Origin of the sequence: Streptomyces sp. NPDC047981, from assembly GCF_040653315.1 — a bacterium.
GTDB lineage: Bacteria > Actinomycetota > Actinomycetes > Streptomycetales > Streptomycetaceae > Streptomyces.
Genome location: NZ_JBEZNQ010000015.1, coordinates 104,518 through 126,739, shown reverse-complemented (window position 1 = coordinate 126,739; position 22,222 = coordinate 104,518). Strand labels below are relative to the sequence as shown.

Below are 22,222 nucleotides of genomic sequence, written 5' to 3'. Positions count from 1 at the left end.
GACGTCCACCAGACAAGCAGGGCTGAACGGGCGACGCAACGACCCCCGGTACGAAGCGGAGTCGGACCCCCGGCGAAGGGCCCGGGGGCGGGGGTGTGGGTGTTTCCGCAGGTCGATGAGGCCTATGGGGGGATTTAGGGGGGTCTGGCCGGTCTCCTAGGGTGCCTCGTAGGTGACCTAGGTCCTATGAGGCGCCTCACCCCGCAGGACCCCTTCCGGCCCCTCGAATGTGACCTGGGCCATCAGACCGCGCCCGGTTCCCGGTACACCGCGTCGAGGGCGAGGTACGCACCCCCTCGGGCCGCCGCCGTGAACCCCAGGGTGGAGAGGACCACCGCGCAGCCGCCCGCGTCCGGCGCCATCACCCGGTCGCGGACCACGCCCCGCACACGGTCGATCATGAGGTCGCCGATGTGCGTGAAATAGCCGCCGAGCACCACGACGCCGGGGTTGAGCACGTCGGCCAGTACCGCGATGCCGAGGCCCAGGTCGTCCGCGACGCGGTCGAGGGCCTCCAGCGTGCGCGGGTCACCGCCCTCGGCGCGGCGGCGGAGTTCGGCGAGCCGGGCCTCCGGCTCGACGTCCGTGTCGTGGATGCCGTCGTCCCCGTCGGCGGCGAGGCGGAGGAGGGCGTCCAGGCCGACCATCGTCTCCCAGCAGCCGCGGCGCCCGCAGACACAGGTGCGGCGCTCGGAGCCGAGGGGCATGTGGCCGACCTCGCCCGCGAAGCCGGCGCGGCCACGCAGCAGACGGCCGTCGCTGATGATTCCGGCACCGATACCGCGTTCGCCGGTGATGCAGACCATGTCGTGGACGTCCCCGCCCTGGACCCGTACGTACTCGGCCATGGCGCCGGCCTTCGCGTCGTTCTCGACGGTGAGGCGGGGCACCTCCCCCGTCAGGCGGGCGAGCAGTTCCGCGGCGACCGGGACGTCGCGCCAGCCCAGGGCGGGCGCGTAGGCGACGGCGCCCGAGGTCCGGTCCACCACCCCGGGGACCGCTAGGGTGAGGCCGGTCGGGCGTCTGCCGTCACGCTCCAGAGCGGCCAGGCAGTCCTGGACGGTCCGCGCCACGTGGTCGAGCACCGCGTCGGCTCCGGTCCGGGCGACGTCGATCGCGCCACGGCGCTCGTAGGCGAGGTCGCCGGTGAGGCCGAGGGCGAGGACGTGCACATAACTCGTGCTGATCTCCACACCGATGCCGCAGACGGCCCGCCCGTCGAGGTGGACCAGGGTGCCGGGGCGGCCCACCGCGCCTTCGCGCCGCACGGGCCCCTCGGCCGCCAGGCCCAAGGAGACGAGTTCGGCGACCAGCGTGGTGACGGTCGGCTTCGGCAGGCCCGTGTCACCGGCGAGCTGCGCGCGCGAACGCGGGCCCGTGTCACGCAGGATCCGCAGCACCGCACCGAGGTTGGCGCGCCGGACAGCACGCCGGTCGCGCGGCTGCGCGGGCCCGGACGGGGCGGCGTTCGGAGGGGTCGCCGCTCGCTGGTCAGCCTTCACTCGTTCCCTCGTCTCTGGTCGCGCCGCACGCCGCTCACGGGGCAAGTCTCCGGCATCACCTCCCGAGCCTTGACAGCCCCTTATTAGTTCAGATTTTATTCAAACTAATTCACCGCCGCAGGTCCGCCTTCGTGAGCGGACCAGCCAGAGAGGAGTCTCTGTTGTCGGCTCGTTCCAGGATCAGAATCGTCGGCGTCCTCGTCGCGACGGCCGTGGCGCTGGCCGGTTCGGCGGCATCCCTGCCGGCGTCCGCCGCCGACCCCACGTACACGGTCACCATCGGGCCCAAGGGCGCGTGGACCCACCCCGACGACACGCCCGCCGCCACATACATCGACAAGGACGGCTCCTTCTACTACCAGTCCGCGCACGCCCTGTACGCCGAGAACGACCCCCGTACCTGGACCTTCTACCGGGGCAAGGACTTCGACGGCGCGACCCGCGACGCGCGGCTGAGCGAGGCGGTGAACCCGGCCAACCCCCTGGACCGCAACGACGACACCACATGGCGGTGCAACAACAGCCCCACCGGCCGGGAGTCCACCTACGCGGACGCCGGATCGCACTACGCTCAGCGGAACTACTGCGACCTGATGGGCGTGTGGGTGGACCCGGACACGGGCGACTGGTACGGCCTGGTCCACAACGAGTTCACCCCGGACCCCTTCGGGGACAACCTGCACTACGACGCGATCGACTACGCGGTCTCCAAGGACCAGGGCAGGACCTGGGACATCAAGGACCACGTCCTCACCTCGCCGTACAGCACGGAGCGCGGCGACGACGAGGCCTTCCCGCACGACACCTACCACTACGGCAACGGGGACGCCCGGCTGTTCGTGGACACCGCGTCCGGCTACTTCTACGTCTACTACAACTCGCGCGCCATCCCGAAGGGCGGCGTCCCGGGCGGCTGGACGGACGGCAGCCGGGGTCACGTGGCCCGCGCCCCCATGTCGGCGAAGATGGCGCCCGGGTCCTGGCGCAAGTGGTACGACGGCTCCTGGTCCCAGCCCGGAGTCGGCGGCCTGGAGAGCAACATGGAGCCGGTCGACGCCGACAACCCGACGGGCTACACCCCCGTCGAGCACGACTACGACCCCGCCACCCCCGGCAGCGTCGCCGAGCAGCAGGCCGCCGGCGAACTGCCCGCCAAGTCGGACCTGTTGACCATGAGCGTCGTCTACAACGCCCATCTGGGCCTGTACTTCGGCGAACCCGAGGCCGTGCACCAGGACGGCTCGGAGGCTCAGCGCTTCTACGTCACCGACGACCTCTCCACCCAGAAGTGGCGGCTCATCGGCGACTCCGGCGACTACCGCTCGGGCTCGTGGTACCGCTGGATGCTGGACTCCGTGAACAAGACCGGCTCGACCATCGTCGGCAGGACCTTCCGCAGCTACTGCTCGATCTCCTGCTCCAACGGCGCCGACGGCGAGTACTACCGGACCACGGTCGACACCAGCGCTCCGGCCGCCCCCGTCGTCTCGGGGGCGACCTACACCGTCCGCAGCGGCGACGGCCGGGTCCTCGCGCAGGCCGCCGGCGGCCGGGCGACGACCTCCTTGCCCGCGGGCGTCGGGTCGAGCCGCAGCACGTGGATCTTCACCTCCAACGGCGACGGTTCGTACCGCATCGCCAACGCCGCCACCCGGGACCTCCTCGGGGTGGACTCCACGCGTGACAGCGGCCGGGCCTGGGGCGCGCTGCCCACCGCGACCGCGGCACGGCCCGGCGGGCCGACCGTCGGCCAGCAGTGGTTCGTCATCCCGGGGAAGAGTGTCGACGGCGCGTCCACCGGTACGTTCCGCCTGGTCAACCGCTACAGCGGACTGGTGATCGGGATGTCGGGAGTCTCCGGCCGGCTCGTCGAGACCACGCCCACCCGGGCCTGGACCGACACCGCGGGCGGCCCGGTCGGCGGCGCCAGGACCGCTGCCGAGCAGACCCTGACGCTCGCCCCCGCGGGCCCGTGAACCCGTGCCGGCAGGACGGGCGGACCGTCCTCCGCCCGTCCGGCCGGCACGCCGTCCCGAGCACGACGGCATGAGAGCCGCCACCACCGAAGAGCGCCACCACCGGAGAGCCGCCATGAGCCGATACCACCTGCGCTATCAGGTGATGCCCGATCAGGACCCCGCCGAGCTGGCGGAGTTCTGCGTGAAGCACTCCGTCGACGAGGTCGTCCTGATCATCGGCTCGGAGGAGCTGCACGCCGGGCACCTGGCGGGCGCGGAGGAGGACCGCTGGTACGAGACCACCCGCGCGGCCAGGGACGTCCTGGCCGCACGGGGCATCGAGGTCAGCCTCAACCCCTGGGTCACGTCCGGGCACGCCGACCGGGGCCGTGTACAGGACCTCGGTTTCGCGCCGCTCGTCTCCCCCACCGGAGAGGTCTCGACGGCGTCGGCCTCCTTCGCCTGCCCCGTCTGGCGCGCCTGGATCGCCGCCCACTACGGGCGCTTCGCCGAACTCGGGTTCCGCGTGATGTGGCTGGAGGACGACTTCCGCTTCCACAATCACGCGCCACTGACCTGGGGCGGCGGGTTCGAACCGGAGATGCTGGCCCGGCTCGGCCTCGACGTGACGCGGGAGGAGCTGGTGGCCGCCGTCACCGCGCCCGGCGAGCCCCACCCGTGGCGGGCGCTGCTCCGCCGGACCTGGCGGACGGCCCAGCTCGAAGTCGTCGATCTCGTGCGCGAGGCCGTGGCAGGACGGTCCACGCTCGGGCTGATGAGCTCCGGACTCGGCATCGCCTCGGTCGAAGGGCGCGACTGGGAGGGCCTCTTCGCGCGCTTCGGCGCCCATCGGCCGCACTTCGCCCCGTACGCCGACAGCCCCGGCGGCGCTCTGGCCCGCTCGGTGGCCATGCTGGAACTGCAGAACGGGCTCCGGCCGCCGTCTGTGGAAGTGGCGCCCGAGATCGAGAACTGGCCGCACACCGCATGGACCAAGTCCGACACGCAGACCTGGTCGGAGATGGTCACGGCGGCCCTGTCGGGGGCCGACGCCCTCCTCCTCGACGTCTTCCCCTTCGTGACGGGTGACCCGGCACGCCACCCCCGGATCGGCCGGATGCTCGCGAACTCCCGGGCGGCACTGGACTTCTGCGCGGCGGACGACGTGCGGGCGGTCGGTGTCGGCATTCCGTGGCAGCAGGAGACCGCCGCGTTCGTGCACGGCGACGGAACCCTGGAGGGCCTCGACGCCGACCCCCTGCGGGCTCCGGCGTTCCTGCTGCCATACGGGGTGCCCGTCCAGGCGGGCGTCGCCGGGGTGAACGCGCTCTTCGGCACGGCCGCGTGGGGTGTGCGCGACGCCTCGGTGGAGCAACTGCTCCTGGGCGGGCTGCTGCTGGACGGCACGGCGGCGGCGATCCTGGACCGGCGCGGTTTCGGTGAGCTGCTGGGCGTCACCGTCCAGGAGGAGGTGGACCGGGACACGCCGTCGGCCGACCCGTACAGCATGGAGCGGATCCTGGAGGGCGGTGCGCTGCTGAGCGTGAACGTGCAGCCGTCGCTGGCCCGCGTGACCGCCCTTCCCGGGGCGGAGACCTGGACGGAGATCCTCACCCCGCGCGGGGATCACTGGGGAGCGGGCCGCGTCGCCTTCGCCAACTCCCTCGGGGGCAGGGTGGTCACGACGGCGGCCTGCCGGCCCGAGAGCCTCGGACGGTGCGACGACGGACAGCGGCTGGTCCACCGGTCCCTGCGATTCCTCGGGGCCCGCCTGCCGGTGGTGACCGGCGGCCCCCACCTGGTCCCGCAGTACGCCCGGGTCGGCGACCGCCACCGCCTGGCGGTGGCGAACGGCTCTGCCGACACCGCCCGGCCGCGTGTGGCCGCCGACGGCCTGGGCGATGACGTCGTCGCGACCCTGCTGACCCCGCTGTCGGGGCCCAGGCCGGTCGCGACGGTACGGGAGGGCGACTGCCTCACCGTCGAGGCGGACGTGCCCCACCGCGGCTACCTCGTTCTGGAGTGGTCCTGAGGGACCGGTTCACGCTGGGCGATGTCCCGGGGCCCTGATCGGTGCATCCGGGGCGTCGCCGCGCGCGGAAGCTACAGGTGTCCGGGAAGTCGGCCAGGACTTCGTGGTGGTGGGAGGACGGAGGACCGTGCGGTGATCAGGGTGAGGCGCAGCTTCGTGGTGGGCCTTCCGTTGCGCGAGCTCATGGCGTACATGGAGGACTTCGCGCGTGCCGAGGAATGGGACCCCGGGACGGTGTCGTGTGTGCGACTGGACGACGGACCGGTCCGTGCGGGTGCGCGCTGGCGCAACACCTCGGTGTTCCGGGGCCGTACAACCCGCCTCGACTACCGGCTCGACGTACACGAGCCGACGCGTCTCGTGTTCGTCGGGGAGAACCGGACGGTGACCGCCGTCGACGACCTGAGCTTCGCCGAGGAGGGGGACGGCACGTTCCTGACGTACCGGGCCTCCCTGACTTTCAAGGGCCTCGCGAAGCTCGCCACGCCGTTCCTGCGGCCGGAGTTCGAGCGCATGGGCGACGAGGTGGCCGCGCGGCTGCCCGACGCCGCCGTTGCGGGACGACTCTGACAGCGCGCGGAAGCGGGACCGGGCGGGGCCCGGGGCGCTTCCGCATCACAGGGTGGGTGACATGTCCGACACGGTGCACGGGATCACGACGGGGGCGGTCGCCCGGATGCTGGGGGTCTCACCGAGCACGGTGCGGTCCTGGGAGCGGCGCTACGGCATCGGGCCCGCCGAGCGCGTGGACGGTCGGCATCGGCGGTGGAGCACGGCGGACGTGGCGATGCTGGAGGAGATGTGCCGCCTCACGGCCTCGGGTGTCCCGCCCGCCGAGGCCGCGCGTGCGGCGGAGGGCCTGCGGTCGACGGCGGGCGCGTCCGCCGCCCGGCCGACGCGGTCCGCGGCGTTCGCGGCCCCTCGTGCCGGGCCGGGCAGCGGGTTGCCCCTGGGGGACGTACGGCAGGAGTGCCGCGGCCTTGCCCGGGCCGCCGTGCGGCTCGACGGCCCGGCCATGGACCGGCTGCTCCGCCAGGTCCTCGACGCGTACGGCCCCGTGGTCGCCTGGGAGGAGGTGATGGCCCCGGTCCTGCACGCCGTCGGCCGCAAGTGGGACGTCTCGGGGGATCGCTACGTCGAGGTGGAGCACCTCGTCTCCTGGCACGTCTCGACGGCGTTGCGGCGCGTCGTCGTCGCCGGCGCGGTGCCGCCCTCCGCGGCGTCTCCGGTCCTGCTCGCGTGCGTACCGGCGGAGCAGCACACACTGCCTCTCGAAGCGCTCGCGGCAGCTCTTTCGGAACGGGGTCTTCCGACGAGGATGTTCGGCGCGGCGGTCCCGGCGGAGGCGTTGACGGCGGCGGTGCGGCGGTCGGGTCCTGCCGCCGTCGCCCTCTGGTCGCAGGCAAGAGCGACGGCTGACCGTTCGCTGGCCCGTCAGATCGCGGGAACCGCCTTCGGGATACGAGGGGCGCGCACCCCTCCCCTGGTACTGCTCGCGGGACCGGGCTGGCTCGGCCGACCGACCGCTCCGGGCATGATCCGTCCCGCCGGTCTCCGGGAGGCCGTCGACGCGCTCTGCCGGCTCTACGAGGAGCGGGCGCGGCCCGTCGAGGGCTGAGGCGCGCCCCGGGGCGGCCGGGGGAAGAAGCCACTCGTCCGCTCCCGGTACGCGGCGTACCCGGGGCGGTCCGCCATGTGCGCCTCCAGGAGCCGCTTGCCGCTGCCCCAGATGAGCAGGCCGCTCATGACGAGCGGGGACACGAGGGCGAACAGGGCGGTCTGCCAGGTGGCGCAGGCCGTCAGGTACAGGCCCCACCAGACGAGGAAGTCGCCGAAGTAGTTGGGGTGGCGGGTCCAGCTCCACAGCCCCCGGTCCATGATCAGCCCCCGGTGGCCCGGGTCGGCCTTGAAGCGGGCGAGCTGGTGGTCGCCGACCGCTTCGAAGGTGAGGCCCGCGGCCCAGACGGCGAGGCCGAGCCAGCCGAGCGCGCCGAGGGGTTCCGGCAGCAGGACGGCGATCTGCACGGGGAGGGAGACGAGCCAGACGAGGCCGCCCTGGAGGAGGTAGACCTTCCCCAGGGCGTAGAGCGCGGGGTTGCCCCGGGCGCGGGACAGCATGCGGGCGTACCGGGGGTCCTCCCCGTGTCCGCGTCCGCGCCGGGCGATGTGGCTCGCGAGGCGGAGTCCCCAGACGACGGTGGCGAGGGCGACGAGGGTCCTGCGCGGGTCGTCGCCGTGGCCGGACGCGAGGAACCAGGCGACCAGGGCGACGGCGGCGAAGGCGATTCCCCAGGCCACGTCGACCACGCGGTGCAGGCTCCGCACGGTGCCGATCACGAACGTGATCAGCATGACCGTCAGCGCCGCGGCCGCCGAGGCGGCGAGGACGGTGCCGAGGGCGCCCGCGTCGACGGTACCGAGGCTCATCGGGCCGCCTCCAGGTCGGCCGCGGTGAGCCGGAGTTGGCGGACGTCGAGGTAGTGCGAGCGGAAACCGGCCTCCGAGTAGGCGAGGTAGAACTCCCACAGGCGCCGGAAGGCGTGGTCGAACCCGAGAGCCGTGACGGCCGGCTCCTGGCGGAGGAAGCGCTCGCGCCACGCGCGCAGGGTCTCGGCGTAGTGGTCGCCGTACCCCGTGTCGTGGGTGATGCGCAGGCCCGCCGCGGCGCTCGCGCGGGCGATGGCCTCCGGGGAGGGGATCAGCCCGCCGGGGAACACGTACTTGCTGATCCAGGTGTGGGTGCGGGCGGTGGCGAGCATCCGGTCGTGGGGCATGGTGATGGCCTGGAGGGCGACACGGCCGCCGGGGGCCAGGAGGCCGCGGAGCGCGCCGAAGTAGTCGGACCAGAACTCCGCCCCGACGGCCTCGATCATCTCGACGCTCACGACGGCGTCGTAGCGGCCCCGGGCGTCGCGGTAGTCGAGGAGTTCGACGGTGACGCGGTCGGCGACGCCGGCGTCCGCCACGCGCCGCCGCGCGAGTTCGAGCTGTTCCCCGGAGAGGGTGATCGTGCGGACACGGGCTCCCCTGGCGGCCGCGCGGATCGCGAGTTCGCCCCAGCCGGTGCCGATCTCCAGGAGTTCCGTGCCCGGTCCTGCCTCGGCCAGGTCGAGGAGCCGGTCGATCTTGCGGTGCTGGGCGGCGGTGAACTCCCCGTCCGTGAGGGGGGAACCGGCCGCGGGCAGCGGCTCGAAGACGGCCGAGGAGTAGCTGAGGCCCGGATCGAGGAAGAGCGCGAAGAGTTCGTTGGACAGGTCGTAGTGGCGGTGGATGTTCTCCCGCGCGCCGTCGGGGGTGTTGCGGTCGGCGGAGGGCCTGCGGCGCACCCAGGCACCGCGCAGTCGGCGCAGCGGTGCGGGGACGAGGTCGTCGACGTGGCGGGCGAGGACCGTGAGCACGCCGACGAGGTCGTCCGCGTCCCACTCCCCGGCCATGTACGACTCCCCGAAGCCGATCAGGCCGTCGGCTCCGATCCGCCGGTGGAACGCGTCGGGGTCGTGCAGCGTCAGCGTCGGCAGCTCGTCGTCGGCCGCGCGGGCGTGCGGCATGAGGGGTCCGCCCTCCGCGGTCCGTATGCGCAGGGGCAGGCGGGTGAGGGCGCGCGTGACGAGACGGCGGGCGACGGCGACGCGCGGAGCGGAGGCCCGTGGCAGCCGGGCGACGTCGGGCCAGCGGTCGGCGTCCACCCGGACGGAGCCCGCCGGGGCGGCGGGGGCGGCCGAGGAGAGCGAGAGAGTCACGGGGTGCCTTCCTGAACGGTGGAGGTGGTACGGGAACGGGGCTGGGGGCGGGGCCGGACGCGCAGCCCCTTGAGGTACAGGCGGATCCCGTGGCGGCGGATGCCGATCGAGACGGCCGCGGTCGACCAGGGGTGGCGCAAGGCCGCCGCGAGCAGCGTGCGCGTGCGGGCGGGCCGGTGTGCGCCGCGCACCGTGGCGGTCAGCGGCCGGGAGCCGTCCGGGTGGCGGAGCTGGACGGTGAGGTCGAGACGGGGACCTGGGAGCGGCAGCCGCATGCGGTAGGCGCCCTCGACGTCGAGGAACGGCGAGACGTAGAACTCCTTGGGCACATCGGCGCGGTCCCGCGCGTCGGGGCGCAGCAGGTAGCAGTGGCGCCCGCCGTAGGTGTTGTGCACCTCGGCCACGACGCAGACGGGACGGCCCGCGCGGTCGTGGCACCAGTACAGGGTCAGCGGGTTGAAGACGTACCCGAGGACACGCGCGTGGGCGAGCATCAGCACCTGGCCGTCCGCGTCCCCGACACCCTGGGCGGCCAGGTACGCGTCGAGGCCGGCGCGCAGGCTGGGCGCGTCGCCGTCGAAGTGGTCGCGCGGGTCGAAGCGGGCGAAGGGGCGCAGCGGCCGGGGCAGGACGGGCAGGTCGTCGAGGTCGACCAGCCACAGGTACGTGCGGTGCCGCAGGGCGTACGGGACGGGGGTGACGCGGGTGTGGGCGACCTCGGTCTCGTACAGGGCGGGTACGGGGGTGGGGGCGATGCCGGTCATCACCAGTCCACCCCCAGATGGCGGGCGGCCTCGACGCCCGAGCGGCAGCCGTCCTCATGGAATCCCCAGCCGTGGTAGGCGCCCGCGAAGGCGGTGACGGGGGTGCGGAGGGTGGGCAGCAGCCGCTGGGCGGCGACGGACTCCGGTGTGTAGACGGGGTGTTCGTACGTCATCCGGGCCAGGACGGTCGACTCGTCGACGCGGTCTCCCGGGTTGAGCGTGACGATGTGGGGGGCGCCTGTGGTGAGCCGTTGCAGACGGTTCATGTCGTAGCTGACCTGCACGGTCTCGGGCCGCGCGGAGCACGAGGGCAGCCAGTAGTTCCAGGACGCGCGGGCGTGAGGCGAGCGCGGCAGGAGCGTGGTGTCGCGGTGCAGGACGGTCGGGTTGCGGGAGTAGGTGAAGGCCCCGAGGACGCGGCGCTCACGCTCGGTGGCGTCGGCCAGCAGGCGCAGGGCCTGGTCGGGGTGGACCGCGATGACGACGGCCGCGTGCTCGGTCGACTCGCCGTCGGCGGTGATGACGGTGGCGCGGTCGGCGCCGCGCACGACGGCGAGGACGGGGGTGGTGGTGCGGACGGACGAGACGCCCTTCGCGATCCGTTCGACGTAGGCCACCGATCCCCCGGTGACGGTCTTCCACTGCGGGGATCCGGTCACCGAGAGCAGTCCGTGGTGGTCGAGGAAGCGGAAGAGGTACGCGGCGGGGTAGCGCAGGGCGGTGGCGGGGGCGCACGACCACACGGCGGAGACGAGGGGGATCGCGAAGTGCCCGACGAAGTGGTCGGAGAAGCGGTGCGCCCGGAGGAACTCGCCGAGGGTGCTGCCGGTGTCGTCGCGGGCGAGCAGGCGGCGCGCCGCGCGGTGGAAGCGGGGGACGTCGGCGAGCGTCAGCAGGTGGCGGCCGCGCCGCAGATTGCCGCCCCCGAGAAGTCCGCGGGGGCCGCGCGCGCCGGCGTACTCCAGACCGCACCCGTCGCAGCGGACGGACATGCTCATCTCGGAGTCCTGCGTGGTGACGCCGAGTTCGCGGAAGAGCCGGAGCAGGTTCGGATAGGTGCGCTCGTTGTGGACGATGAAGCCGGTGTCCACCCGGAGCGTGGTCCCGCCGTCGAGGGCGGCCACTTCGTGGGTGTGGGCATGCCCGCCCAGCCGGTCCTCCGCCTCGTACAGCACCACGTCGTGCGCGCGGGACAACAGGTGCGCGGCGGTCAGGCCCGCCACTCCCGCCCCCACCACCGCGACGCTTCGTCCGTTCATCGTCTCCACCCCTCGTGTGCCGGCCGGCGCCCCTCGCGGGCGCGGTCGGTCCGCTTTCTCTGTGTGTTCGGAGCCGAAGCCCCGCCGGACGGGCCGGATCAGCCGGCGGTCGTGGCGACGGCGAGGTTGTGGCGCATGCGCTGGAGGCCGCGGCGGGCGTGGCTCTTGACCGTGCCCAGCGGCATCCCGGTGCGGTCGGCGATCTGTACCTGGGTGAGGTCCCCGAAGTAGGCGAGGCTCAGGACGTCCCGCTGGACGCGGGGCAGCCGCGCCAGCTCCTCGGTCACGACGATCCGGTCGAGCACCCCCTCGGGCTCCTCGACGGCGCCGCCCTCGCTCTCCAGGGAGGCACCGAGGGCCTCCGCGAGCTCCCTCCGGCGGGTACGCGCGGTCAGCGCGTCGGCGATCTTCCGGCGGGTGATGCCGGTGAGCCACGCCGGCAGTCTGCCCCGCTCGGGATGGAAGTTGGCCCGGCCGCGCCAGGCGGCGACGAACACCTGCTGGGTGACGTCCTCGGCCTCGCGCGGATCGCCGAGGGCCCGGGTGGCGAGGGTGTGCACGAGCCCGCCCCAGCGCTGGTAGGCGGCGGCGAGGCAGCGCTCGTCACCCTGCTCGAATCCGCGGTCGATCCAGTGGTCGGTCTCTTCGACGGGTGCCGCGCGGTCGGTTCCAGGCTCCGTCGTGGCAGCGAGGTCGCCGGTGATCCGGTGTGCGGTCATGACGGTTCCTCCTCCGGGTGGGGGCGCTCGCCTCCCCTGGGGGTCCGGACGACCGCCGCGGGAGCGGCGCCCGGCGGGACCTCACCGGATCCCGTGTCCCTTCACGTTCACGCCGCGGAACGATGCGCTGCAACTCGCATCGTTTGCGCGTCGAATCCCGGATTCCGCCATGTGCTCCGACGGTCGTGGGGAGGAGGGCCGTGGGGAGGAGGGCCGTGGGCTCCTCTACATCGTTCGGCGGAGAGGGAGTTCGTCTGCGGTCACGACGAACACCGCGCCGCGCGCCCGGAGGATGAGTCCATGACCGAGACCTCCCGCAGCGCACCCCTCGCGACGCCCGCCTCCGACTCGGACACCCCCGCCGCACACGCCGGAACCGCCGCAGGGGGGCGGCTGGCGCTGCTCGACGTGCTGCGCGGTGCCGCGATCCTCGGCACCCTCATGACCAACGTGTGGATCTTCACCGGACCGGGATCCGAGTGGGCCGTCCTGCAGTCCGGCGGCACCGGTCATGCCGGCTTCGGATCCCTGCCGGCCGCCGCGGAGAGCGTGTTCCGGCTCCTCGCGGACGGCAAGTTCCTCTCGATGCTGACCATCCTCTTCGGCGTCGGCCTGGCCATCCAGTACGACTCCGCCGCCAGGCGCGGACAGCCCTGGCCGGGGCGCTACCGATGGCGGGCCCTGTTCCTCTTCGCCGAGGGCACGCTGCACTTCGTGCTCGTCTTCGCGTGGGACGTCCTGATGGGGTACGCGGTCACCGCCCTGCTGGTGGCCCATCTGCTGACCCGCTCGGAACGGGCGCGACGACGGGTCATGTGGTGGGCCGCCGGGCTGCACCTGACCCTGATGGGTCTGCTGACCGCGGCACTGGCCGGCGCTCCGGACGACGGGACGGACGAGGCGACCGCGGGCGGCGTCTCCCAGCAGGTCGTCGACCTCTACGCGGAGGGCGGCTACCTGGAGCAGGTCTCCTTCCGCCTGGAGAACATGATCGCGCTGCGGCTCGAACCCGTCCTCTCCTTCGGTCTGCTCGTCTTCCTCTTCCTGCTCGGCGTGCGGCTGCTGCGGGCGGGCGCGTTCGGCTCCGACGACACCGGCCGGCGCATCAGGGCCCGGATGCTCACCTGGGGCCTGGGGCTCGGCATCCCGCTCACCGCGCTGACGGCCGTCGGCGGCGAGTCCTTCTTCCTGATGAGCCGCTACTGCGCCGCGCCACTGGTCGCGATCGGCTACATCGGCCTGATCGGCGCCCTGATGGACCGCGTGCGCCGCCCCGGGCTCCTCACCGTCGGCCTCACCAACGTCGGCCGCACCGCGCTCTCGGGATACGTCCTCCAGAACGTGCTGTGCGTCCTCGCCTCGTACGGCATCGGACTCGGCCTCGCCACCCGGCTCGGGGACACGGCTCACCCGTGGTGGGTGATGGGGCTGTGGGCGGCGGTGTGCCTCGTCCTGATGGCGGGCTCCACCCTCTGGCTGCGGCGCTTCTCCACCGGTCCGCTGGAGTCGGTCCAGAAGTGGGCTCTGCGCCGCTGAGGGGTCCTCAGGCCGGGGGTGGCCCGACGGGTGGCGGCGGCCCGGGGGCGGGTTCGGGCCCTCGGGCTCAGGCGCGCAGGGCTTCGTCGCCGTAGAGGGCCTGGACCCAGTTCTCGTGGTAGATCGTGTCGAGATAGCGTTCGCCGAGGTCCGGGGAGATCGCCACGCAGGTGAGGTCGGGCCCGCGATGGGCGTCGAGCCAGCCCGTCGCACCACTGACGACCGTCCCGGTGGATCCGCCGAAGACGAAACCACGCGCGGCCATCGCCCGGCACGTGCGGATCGTGTCCGCCTCGGCCACCCGTACCACCTCGTCCACGAAGGCCCGGTCGAGCAGGGGTGGACGCATGCTCATGCCGACGCCCGGGATCATCCGGCGCCCCGGGGGGTCTCCGAAGATCGCGGACCCCAGGGTGTCCACCGCGACGATCCGCACGGGCCGGTTCCAGGCCCGGAACCACCGCGCGCAGCCCATCAGGGTGCCGGTGGTCCCGACGCCGACGAACAGGACGTCGATCTGCGGGAAGGCGCGGGCGATGGCGGGCGCCGTCCTGCGGTAGTGGGCCTTCCAGTTGTCGGGGTTGGAGTACTGGCTGAGCCATACGCAACGGGGTTCGGAGGCGCACAGCTCCCGGACCGCCGCGAGCCGACCGCCCAGCAGACTGCCCTCGCTCTCCTCGGAGACGACGCGCACACGGGCTCCGAGCGCCTCCATCATCAACCGGGCCGTCAGATTGCAGCGCGAGTCGGTGACGCAGACGAACTGGTATCCCTTGTTCGCGGCGATGAGGCTGAGCGCCACGCCGAGGTTGCCGGAGGAGGATTCCACCAGGATCGACTCCGGGGTGAGAACGCCCCGCCGCTCGGCGGACTCGACCATCTCCGCCGCGGCCTTGAGCTTGATGGAGCCGGCGAAGTTGAAGCCCTCGCACTTGAGGTAGAGGGGGAGGCCGAGCGTCGGCATCAGGTCGACGTAGAGATCGTCCTGATTGAAGGCGTGAGGGGTGGTGATGACGGGCACGGTGCTCTCCTCCTCGTGCCGCTGCGGCCGGTCGGTTCTCATGGGCGGTCTTCGTGGGTCGGTCCTCGTGGGGCGGTCCTCGCGGGCCCGGCGGTCCCGTCTCAGCCGTACCGGCCCAGCTCGTCGAAGAAGTCCTCGACGATGGACAGTTCGCCGGCGCGCGCCAACCGGTCGTAGACGTACTTGCCGACCGCCAGGTCGAGGACGCCGAGTCCGAACGGCGAGAAGATCACGGTCCGGTCCGTGGGCACGGACACCCGGCCGGACATCACGTCGGCGAGGGTGCCGTGCACGAAGTCCCGGTTCCCCGTGAGCTGTTCGGTGAGGTGGGGGGACGTCTGGGCCCGCAGGCAGTGGTCCGCGTCGTCGACGATGTTCGTCGCGGACAGCAGGATCCGCGGATCGAGGTCGCGCAGGGAGATGTGCAGGACCACCGGGTGGTGGTCGAACCATGCGGGCTCGGTGATGTGGGGTGTGCTCGCGACGGTGGCGAAGACCACCACATCGCTGGTGCGGATGAGTTGTTCGGGGTCGCTGTGCACGGTGACGCGGCCGTCCCTGTCGGTCTGTTCCAGGTACAGCCGGAAGCCCGCGGCGCTGTCGGCGGAGCGGTCGTGGACACCGATGTGGTCGAAGGACCAGCCGGTCCCGCGGAGATAGGTGTGGATGTAGCGCGCGATCAGGCCGGTCCCGATGAATCCGACGCGGGAGGCACGGGGGCGGCCCCGGCTGAGCCGGCCGGCGGCGGAGGCGGCGGAGGCCGCCGTCCGCGCGGCGCTGATGACGGAACTCTCCATGCAGGCGAAGGGGTAGCCGGTCACCGGGTCGTTGAGGATGAGGACCGCCGACGCCCGGGGAATCCCCGCCGTGATGTTCGCGGGGAAGCTGGAGATCCACTTGAGCCCGTCGACGTGCGCGTCGCCGGACAGGGAGGCGGGCAGGGCGATGATGCGCGAGGCGGGGCGGTCGGGGAAGCGCAGGAAGGTCGAGGCGGGGTTGACCGTCCGGCCCGCGGCGTGCAGCTGATAAGCCGCTTCCACCACGTCCGTCACCGTCGACTCCCTGCCGTCGAGGACCTGTCTGACCTGACGTCCCGGGACGACCGCGAAGGGGGGAACCCTGATGTCCTCCGGGGAGCGGGCGGGCCCGGACAGGGGCTGGGGGTGCGGCTGGGGTTGGGATTGGGGTTGGGTGACGGTCATGCCGCTGCCCTCCCGGTCGACGCGGCGGGCGGCGCCTGGCGCTGGGGTTCCGCCATCGCCACCACCACCTGCCGGGGGCCCTCGTAGGGCTCCCTGCTGTGCGCGGTGCGGATGTTGTCGACGAGCATCAGGTCGCCGTCCTGCCACGGCCTGCGGACGGTGTGGGCCTCGTAGACCTCGTTGATCTGCTCCACCGCCTCGGAGGCGACGCCGTCGCCGTTCCCGTAGGAGGTGTTGAACGGCAGTCCTTCGGGCCCGTACTCCTCGATCAGGAACGCACGGACCTCCGGGTCCATCGTCCACTGGTTCAGGAAGGCGACCTGGTTGAACCAGCAGCGCCTTCCCGAGCGCGGATGGGACACGACGGCCCTGCGGTGCTGCCGGGTGCGCAGCGACCCGTCCGGCTGCCAGTCGGTGACGATGCCGTTGTCCCGGCAGTAGGCGTCGATGGCGCGGGGGTCGGTGGTGCCGAAGGCCTGGGTGAGGCTGGTGCCGATCTCCTCGTGATACGCGCGGGTGAGCAGCCAGCCCTCCTGCTCGAAGCGTTCCACGATCGCGGAGGGGAGCGCTTCGAGCACCGCGGCGGCGTCGGCGAGCGCGGTCGCTCCGCCTCCGCCGGGCGCCCGGAGGCAGGCGAAGAGCAGCAGACCGGGGAACCGCCCCGCGTAGCTCAGCTCGTGGTGCATGCACATGGGCTGCCGGGCGGGCCAGGCCGCCGAGGAATAGACGCCGTCGGCGTACGGCGTGCGGGCGGCGAAGCCCTCGGCCTCGCGCACCGGAGGGACGCCCAGTCCCCCGAGCACCGCCTCGACGTCGGAGACCGTGCGCAGATCCAGGCCGGTCACGACGGCGGCGCCGTGCTCGGCGACGACGGCGAGCACGTCACTCGCGTGTTCGGCGGCCCAGGCCGCCGCCCCAGCGCCCGCGCCCGCGCTCGGCGTGGTCTCGATCTCCGGCAGGGCCGGCGGCGGCGCTGCTTCCCGCCGGTGGAAGAGTGCGGTCCTCATGTCGATTCCCTCTCTCGTGTCGTGGCTTCGGGTGTTCTCGGACCGGGGGCGGGCCCCGCCGGGTGGGCCGCCCCGGCACGCGTGTCGATCAGCGCCGCGAGGTCGGCCAGTACCGGACATGCCGTCAGATCACGCAGCGACACCACGCGGTCCAGCGCGACGGCGAGGCGCACGGCGGTCAGGGACGTACCGCCGAGGTCGAAGAAGCCGTCCGCGCGCCCGATCCCGGACGCCGGTACGTCGAGCACCGCGGCCCACGCGTCGGCGAGCCGCTCCTCGGTCGCCGTGCGGGGAGCGTCGCCGAGGGAGCCGGCGCGGCCGTCGCTGCATCGGCTGCCGTCGCCGCGGCCGTCCGTCTCGGCGAGCGCGCCGAGCGCCTTGCGGTCGACCTTTCCGTTGGCTGTCAGTGGGAGCGCGTCGAGCCGGTGACACGAGGCCGGCACCATGTAGGCGGGCAGCAACTCCCCGAGCAGGTCGCACAGATGCTCGGGGCCGAGCGCCGGGTCGCCGGTGTGGAAGGCGACCAGCTGCCGTCCCTGTCCTTCCGCACCCGTGACGACGACCGCGCCGTCGCGTACTCCGGGCACACGCAGCAGGGCGCTCTCGACGTCGCCGATCTCGACCCGGAAGCCCCGGATCTTGACCTGCGCGTCCCTTCTGCCCAGGAACTCGAGCTTGCCGTCGGGCAGCCAGCGGCCGAAGTCCCCTCCCCGGTAGAGGCGTTCCCCGGGGCGGAGCGGGTCGGTCCGGTAGCACTCGGCCGTGCGGTCGGGGTCGTTGACGTAGCCCCGGCCCACGCAGACCCCGGAGAACGCGATCCCGCCGGGGGCGCCGAGCGGGACGGGCATCAGCCGGTCGTCGACCACGGAGACGCGCACGTTGCGGATCGGTCGCCCGAGGGAGACCCGGTCGTCCGCGGGCGCGTGCTCCAGGATTTCGTGGTTGGTGTCGTCGGAGGTCTCGGTCAGCCCGTACGCGTTGACGAGCCGGGTCCCCGGCCTGACGTGGAACCACCGCCTCACCAGCTCGGCGCGCAGGGCCTCGCCGGTCACGGAGACGCATGCCAGGTCGGGCAGCGTCCTCCTCGTGCGTTCCAGCGCCGAGATCAGGACGTCGAGGTAGGACGGCACGACCTGCAGCACGTTCACCCGCTCCTCGGCGATCAGGGCGAGGATCCGGTGGGCGTCCAGGACCGCCTCCTGCTCGACCAGCAGCGTCCGTCCGCCCCGCAGGGGCCCGGCGAACAGCTGCCACAGCGAGATGTCGAAGCACTGCGACGCCGTCTGCGCCACGACGGTCTCCGCCCCGATGCCCAGGTCCTCGGCCTTCGCCAGGAGGTGGTTGAGCATGCCCGCGTGTTCGACCATCGCCCCCTTGGGCTCCCCGGTCGACCCCGACGTGAAGAACACGTAGGCGAGCGCGTCGGCCTGGACGGGGATGCCGAGGTCGCGGCCGTCGCTCGCGCGCTCCGCGACGGCGGGGGCGTCGAGCACGCGCGGAGGGGCCGGGGACGCGAGTGCCCGGTCGAGGTGCCCGGTGCTGCCGGGCTCGGTCAGGACGAAGCGGCACGCGGCGCGCTCCAGCATCGTGCCGATGCGTTCGGACGGGTAGTCCGGGTCCACCGGCAGGTACGCTCCGCCCGCCTTGAAGGCGGCGAGCACGCAGGCCATCCAGTACAGGTCGCGCGGGAGCACCACGCCGACCGGTTCCTCGCGCCGCAGTCCCTGGTCCAGCAGGGCCCGTGCGAGGCGGTTGGCGCGGAGGTTCAGGTCGCGGTAGGTCCACCGCCGTCCCCGATGCACCGCGACGACGGCGTCCGGGTGCCGGCGTACCCGTTCCTCGAACAGCTCGTGGAACCTCCGGTCCGGCAGGGGCCTTCGTGGTCCTGCCAGTCCCTCGGCCTGGAACCGGATCTCCCGGGCGGACAGCAGGCAGTGGCGGTCGTGGCGGGAGTCCGGGTCGGCCAGGACACCTCGGAGCGCCGTGAGGTGGTAGCCGGCGATCCGCGCCGCGGCGTCGCGGTCGAGCGCGTCGGTGCGGACGCGGAGCCTGAGCACCTCTCCGTCGGCCTCTTCGCGCACGGTGACGCAGAGGACCGCGTCGCCGGGCAGGTCAGGACCGTGGCCGTCGGGGTCGAACACGGCCGCGTGGGCGCCCGGTCGGTCGGACGCGGACGCGTCGGGGAGCCGGACCACCCATCCCCCGTCGCGGAGCGGCTCCTCCGCGCGTGCTGCGTCCCGCACGAGCTCGCGCCACGTGCCCGGCACAACGGTCGTCCGGCAGGGCACGCACCGCCCCGGCGCCATCAACCGGGCGGTGGTCACCGCCGGATCGCCGGAGAGCGCGGCGAGCACCTTGGCGTGCGCCGCCAGGTGGATCGACGAGAGCCGGACACCCAGTTCCCCGGCACGCTCCCGCAGGCCGGTCGCCAGGGCGGCCGGGAGAACGACCGCGTGATCGGCCCAGCCCGGCACCGGAGCCGTGGTCCACGGGGGAACCTCGGTCCATCCCGTCGTTGCCGTCCCACCGTCGGGGAGTACGTCGCTCACATCGCGTGGGTCGCGTGTCGCCGTCATCGGACTTCACCTCCGCCGCCGTCACCCTCGTCGGGGAGTTCCGCGGGCCGGGCCGGGTTGCCGGTCCACCGGTCGCCGTCGGGGACCGTCTCGCCCTTCATCAGGAAGCAGTCGGTGTCCAGGAACGCGTGGGCGCCGACGTCGACGCCGTAGTGCACGAAGGCGCCGACGCCGAGCGTGCAGCCCGCGCCGAGGCTGCTGGGCTCGGACTTGAACGCGCCGTCCTCCTGCGAGTGGCACTGGACGACGCTCCCCGCGTTGAGCGTGCAGCCGTCACCGATGGTCACCATGGACCGCTCCGGCAGGCCGCAGCCGTCGTCGAAGACGTTCCTGCCGATCCGGACCCTCAGCATCCGCCAGACGGCGGTCTTGAACGGAGTCCCGTTCAGCGCCTGGAGGTACGCCTCGGAGGGGACCTTCCAGTACCGCTCGCGCCGCCAGAACCGCACGTCGTAGATCGAGCAGAACAGCGACCCCAGCGGGGCGAACCGCGTGACGATCCGCTCGACCAGCACGTAGTAGAGGATGGTGAACGGGAGCAGTACGGCGTTGGCGAGGGCGAGCGCCCAGACGCCCGTCTGCACGTACAGGTCGGCCGCTCCGGTGTAGAGCACGGTGACGAGGAAGAAGTAGAGCCACGCGGTGAGCAGGTGCCAGGCCATGGTCATGGCGTTGTGCCGGTTCTTCGCCGCGAGACGGCGACGCCGCTCCTCCCCCGTGTGGATGTCCTCGAACGAGCTGTCACGGAGCACCGAGCGCGGGATCTCGAAGCTGGGCGACCCCAGCAGACCGACGTTCTCCCGGATCGGCCCGTCCACCGGGACCATGACCTTGGTGGCCAGGAGGCAGTTGTCCCCGGTCCTGCCGCGCGTGGGATAGGAGACCTTGTTCCCCAGGAAGTTGCGGGCGCCGATCCGGGTGGGCGACAGGCGGAACGACGTGCTGGAGTAGTCCGCGTTCATGAGCGAGAGGCCGTCGGCGACCATCGTTCCGCTGCCCACCTGGCTCATCAGGGGGCTTTCGTGCTTCACGACCGTGCCGAAGTTCGACCCGGTCTGCTCCACGTGGGACAGGTCGTATCCGATCCAGCGCAGGTAGTGGACGATGGCCGTGCTGTCGCCGAAGAGCCGGGTCAGGCTCCTGCGGTTGGTGAGCACCGTCGACAGACGGTGCAGGGCGTGGTGGAAGCCGAAGAGCGGGTACACGCGCCCCGGGACCACGATCCGGCCGACCAGGCGGGACACGGCGGCGAGGACGAGCAGGGCGAGCGGAATGGCGGCGAAGAACACGAGGGCCGTCCCCGCGAGCAGATCCGCGTAGAAGGTCCACGTGGTGAGGGCCGACGGCCCGGTCTCCAGTACCACCGCCAGCTGCGGGGCCTTGGAGAGCAGGACGTCCACCCCGCCGACGGCGAGCGGCGCGACGACCAGTGCGGCGAAGAGGAGCTGGCCGACGGTGTGGAGGGCTCGCCGTACGCTGCCGCAGCGCGCGGCCTCGACGCCGTGGAAGTCGGCGTCGGCAGGCTGGGCGGGTGAGCCGTGCCAGCGCTCTCCGTCGGGAACGGCCTGGCCGGCGTGGAGCGACGAGGCATGGCCGAGCTGCGCGCCGTCGCCCATCGACGTCCGGATGTCCAGCACCGTCGATTCGCTGACGACAACGCCCCTGCCGAGGGAGACGGGGCCGGTCTCGATCACGGCGTCACGGGCGCGATAGCAGCTGATCAGCGCGTCCTTGCGGACGACCGTGTGGTCACCGATGGACAGCAGGTCGGTGCAGACGGGCACGCTGCGGGACAGGACGGTGACGCCCCGGCCCACGCGCGCGCCGAGCGCCCGCAGGTAGAGCGAGTACAGCGGCGATCCCACGGAAAGGACCAGCGGGTTGGTCCGCACGAGTGTCCTGACCAGCCAGAAGCGGACGTAGCCGAGGCTCCAGACCCGGATCCGCCGCGGCCGCCACCGTCCGACGAGCAGCCACTTCGCCGCGATGGGCAGAGCGCACAGGAGCAGGAGCACGGCCGCACCGAACGCCACGGACCTCAGGTAGTCGTCGAGCGGGCCGCTGCCCGCCGCTATCCACGCGTAGCCACGGGTGACGATGACGGCGATGAGGAGGGCGTAGCCGAGGTAGCTCAACAGCTGCAGCAGCCCGCAGAGCACCGGCCGCGGCCGGCCGAGCGGGTCACCGGGCGCGGCGGGCGCGGCGGCGGGCGACGCGGACACCTCGGTGGACGGCTCCCGCGTCGCCACCGGAGGGTCGGCCGGCCGTACGGCGGCCGCGGCCGCGGCCGCGGCCGATGCCGATGCCGATGCCGATGCCGACAGTGCGGCGCTGAGTCCGCGGATCGTCGGATGCTGATAGACGTCCTTCATGGACACCGGAGGCAGTCCGGGCTGCTTCCTCACGCGCGCGCAGAAGTGCGCCATGAGCAGCGAGTCGGCGCCCAGGTCGTGGAAGAAGTCGCTGTCCGGTGGTACGGAGTCCAGCCGGGCGACCTCCGCGAGCAGACGGGTGAGGAGCTTCTCCACGGCGGCCGCGTCCCCGTGGTCGAGGCGCGGCGGGGTGGTGGCGACGGGGGTCGCGGAGGTGGTGGCCGTCATGCCGAGCGGCTTGCCACTCATGAGGTCTCCCTGAGGTGGGCGTTCCGCTGTCCGCGTGCCGGGCAGGAGTCCCACAGAGGTGATTCGTCGCCGCGGGCGGAAGGTATGGAGGAAGACCGGGACTTCTCGGCATCCGGCCGCGCGTTCCGCTCCGCGGACCGGGGCGGCGCAGCGGGTGGACCCGCCTCGCACGGACGTACGATGAGGGGCACGGACACAGGGCTTACCGCACGGAACAGGGCTTCCCGCACGGACACAGGGCTTACCGCGCGGAACAGGGCTTCCCGCACGGACACCGGCTTCCCG

16 protein-coding genes are annotated in these 22,222 nt (G+C 72.8%); 5 read left to right on the top strand and 11 right to left on the bottom strand.

The genetic code is table 11. The features are described from left to right. Nucleotides 1–242 precede the first annotated feature (242 nt). A complete protein-coding gene (locus tag AB0E14_RS12230; protein WP_362415329.1) occupies nt 243–1,502 on the bottom strand; it encodes an ROK family protein in 1,260 nt (419 codons plus the stop codon). A gap of 161 nt (nt 1,503–1,663) precedes the next feature. On the opposite strand from AB0E14_RS12230, the gene AB0E14_RS12225 reads away from it, so the two are divergent. The 4 genes from AB0E14_RS12225 to AB0E14_RS12210 all read left to right on the top strand — a co-directional run bounded on the left by AB0E14_RS12225 (nt 1,664) and on the right by AB0E14_RS12210 (nt 7,110). After that, on the top strand, nt 1,664–3,478 hold the full coding sequence (locus AB0E14_RS12225) for an RICIN domain-containing protein (protein ID WP_362415327.1): 1,815 nt from the start codon (nt 1,664–1,666) through the stop codon (nt 3,476–3,478). A gap of 115 nt (nt 3,479–3,593) precedes the next feature. After that, nucleotides 3,594–5,492 (top strand): hypothetical protein, encoded by a 1,899-nt coding sequence (locus AB0E14_RS12220; protein WP_362415325.1) that lies wholly within the window; start codon nt 3,594–3,596, stop codon nt 5,490–5,492. A 132-nt stretch (nt 5,493–5,624) separates the two neighbouring features. Then, on the top strand, nt 5,625–6,062 hold the full coding sequence (locus tag AB0E14_RS12215; protein ID WP_362415323.1) for an SRPBCC family protein: 438 nt from the start codon (nt 5,625–5,627) through the stop codon (nt 6,060–6,062). 61 nt (nt 6,063–6,123) lie between these two features. Beyond that, a complete protein-coding gene (locus AB0E14_RS12210; RefSeq protein ID WP_362415320.1) occupies nt 6,124–7,110 on the top strand; it encodes a MerR family transcriptional regulator in 987 nt (328 codons plus the stop codon). Here AB0E14_RS12210 and AB0E14_RS12205 read toward each other — a convergent pair. The 5 genes from AB0E14_RS12205 to AB0E14_RS12185 all read right to left on the bottom strand — a co-directional run bounded on the left by AB0E14_RS12205 (nt 7,077) and on the right by AB0E14_RS12185 (nt 11,974). Next, nucleotides 7,077–7,919, bottom strand: a complete 843-nt coding sequence (locus AB0E14_RS12205) for a DUF1295 domain-containing protein (protein WP_362415318.1) — start codon at nt 7,917–7,919, stop codon at nt 7,077–7,079. The two genes, AB0E14_RS12210 and AB0E14_RS12205, sit on opposite strands and share 34 nt — an antisense overlap. Next, nucleotides 7,916–9,232, bottom strand: coding sequence for a cyclopropane-fatty-acyl-phospholipid synthase family protein (locus tag AB0E14_RS12200; protein WP_362415316.1), 1,317 nt, complete (start codon nt 9,230–9,232; stop codon nt 7,916–7,918). The genes AB0E14_RS12205 and AB0E14_RS12200 overlap by 4 nt, the downstream gene beginning before the upstream one ends. Further along, complete coding sequence (locus AB0E14_RS12195; protein ID WP_362415314.1) at nt 9,229–9,996, bottom strand: DUF1365 domain-containing protein; 768 nt, start codon at nt 9,994–9,996, stop codon at nt 9,229–9,231. The genes AB0E14_RS12200 and AB0E14_RS12195 overlap by 4 nt, the downstream gene beginning before the upstream one ends. Continuing rightward, nucleotides 9,996–11,255 (bottom strand): FAD-dependent oxidoreductase, encoded by a 1,260-nt coding sequence (locus AB0E14_RS12190; RefSeq protein WP_362415312.1) that lies wholly within the window; start codon nt 11,253–11,255, stop codon nt 9,996–9,998. Before AB0E14_RS12190 ends, AB0E14_RS12195 begins: the two co-directional genes overlap by 1 nt. A gap of 98 nt (nt 11,256–11,353) precedes the next feature. Then, nucleotides 11,354–11,974 (bottom strand): sigma-70 family RNA polymerase sigma factor, encoded by a 621-nt coding sequence (locus AB0E14_RS12185; RefSeq protein ID WP_362415310.1) that lies wholly within the window; start codon nt 11,972–11,974, stop codon nt 11,354–11,356. 300 nt (nt 11,975–12,274) lie between these two features. Here AB0E14_RS12185 and AB0E14_RS12180 point away from each other — a divergent pair, with 300 nt between their 5' ends. Next, entirely contained in the window at nt 12,275–13,510 is a 1,236-nt protein-coding gene (locus tag AB0E14_RS12180; RefSeq protein WP_362415308.1) for a DUF418 domain-containing protein, read from the top strand. 67 nt (nt 13,511–13,577) lie between these two features. On the opposite strand, the gene sbnA is transcribed toward AB0E14_RS12180, so the two are convergent. The 5 genes from sbnA to AB0E14_RS12155 form a co-directional block, all read right to left on the bottom strand. Then, on the bottom strand, nt 13,578–14,531 hold the full coding sequence (gene sbnA, locus AB0E14_RS12175; RefSeq protein WP_362415337.1) for a 2,3-diaminopropionate biosynthesis protein SbnA: 954 nt from the start codon (nt 14,529–14,531) through the stop codon (nt 13,578–13,580). Nucleotides 14,532–14,632: 101 nt separating this feature from the next. Further along, nucleotides 14,633–15,733, bottom strand: coding sequence for a 2,3-diaminopropionate biosynthesis protein SbnB (gene sbnB, locus AB0E14_RS12170; RefSeq protein ID WP_362415306.1), 1,101 nt, complete (start codon nt 15,731–15,733; stop codon nt 14,633–14,635). After that, complete coding sequence (locus tag AB0E14_RS12165) at nt 15,730–16,740, bottom strand: TauD/TfdA family dioxygenase (protein WP_362415304.1); 1,011 nt, start codon at nt 16,738–16,740, stop codon at nt 15,730–15,732. The genes sbnB and AB0E14_RS12165 overlap by 4 nt, the downstream gene beginning before the upstream one ends. Then, a complete protein-coding gene (locus tag AB0E14_RS12160; protein WP_362415302.1) occupies nt 16,737–19,316 on the bottom strand; it encodes an amino acid adenylation domain-containing protein in 2,580 nt (859 codons plus the stop codon). The genes AB0E14_RS12165 and AB0E14_RS12160 overlap by 4 nt, the downstream gene beginning before the upstream one ends. Next, nucleotides 19,313–21,937, bottom strand: coding sequence for a Pls/PosA family non-ribosomal peptide synthetase (locus AB0E14_RS12155; RefSeq protein WP_362415299.1), 2,625 nt, complete (start codon nt 21,935–21,937; stop codon nt 19,313–19,315). The genes AB0E14_RS12160 and AB0E14_RS12155 overlap by 4 nt, the downstream gene beginning before the upstream one ends. Between the last annotated feature and the right edge of the window lie 285 nt (nt 21,938–22,222).

Excerpts from the sequence above, each read along its gene's own strand:
- AB0E14_RS12220 (WP_362415325.1), top strand. The coding sequence starts at position 3,594 with ATGAGCCGATACCACCTGCGCTATCAGGTGATGCCCGATCAGGACCCC.
- AB0E14_RS12210 (WP_362415320.1), top strand. The coding sequence starts at position 6,124 with ATGTCCGACACGGTGCACGGGATCACGACGGGGGCGGTCGCCCGGATG.
- AB0E14_RS12205 (WP_362415318.1), bottom strand. The coding sequence starts at position 7,919 with ATGAGCCTCGGTACCGTCGACGCGGGCGCCCTCGGCACCGTCCTCGCC.
- AB0E14_RS12195 (WP_362415314.1), bottom strand. The coding sequence starts at position 9,996 with ATGACCGGCATCGCCCCCACCCCCGTACCCGCCCTGTACGAGACCGAG.
- AB0E14_RS12190 (WP_362415312.1), bottom strand. The coding sequence starts at position 11,255 with ATGAACGGACGAAGCGTCGCGGTGGTGGGGGCGGGAGTGGCGGGCCTG.
- AB0E14_RS12185 (WP_362415310.1), bottom strand. The coding sequence starts at position 11,974 with ATGACCGCACACCGGATCACCGGCGACCTCGCTGCCACGACGGAGCCT.
- AB0E14_RS12180 (WP_362415308.1), top strand. The coding sequence starts at position 12,275 with ATGACCGAGACCTCCCGCAGCGCACCCCTCGCGACGCCCGCCTCCGAC.
- sbnB (WP_362415306.1), bottom strand. The coding sequence starts at position 15,733 with ATGACCGTCACCCAACCCCAATCCCAACCCCAGCCGCACCCCCAGCCC.
- AB0E14_RS12165 (WP_362415304.1), bottom strand. The coding sequence starts at position 16,740 with ATGAGGACCGCACTCTTCCACCGGCGGGAAGCAGCGCCGCCGCCGGCC.
- AB0E14_RS12160 (WP_362415302.1), bottom strand. The coding sequence starts at position 19,316 with ATGACGGCGACACGCGACCCACGCGATGTGAGCGACGTACTCCCCGAC.
- AB0E14_RS12155 (WP_362415299.1), bottom strand. The coding sequence starts at position 21,937 with ATGAGTGGCAAGCCGCTCGGCATGACGGCCACCACCTCCGCGACCCCC.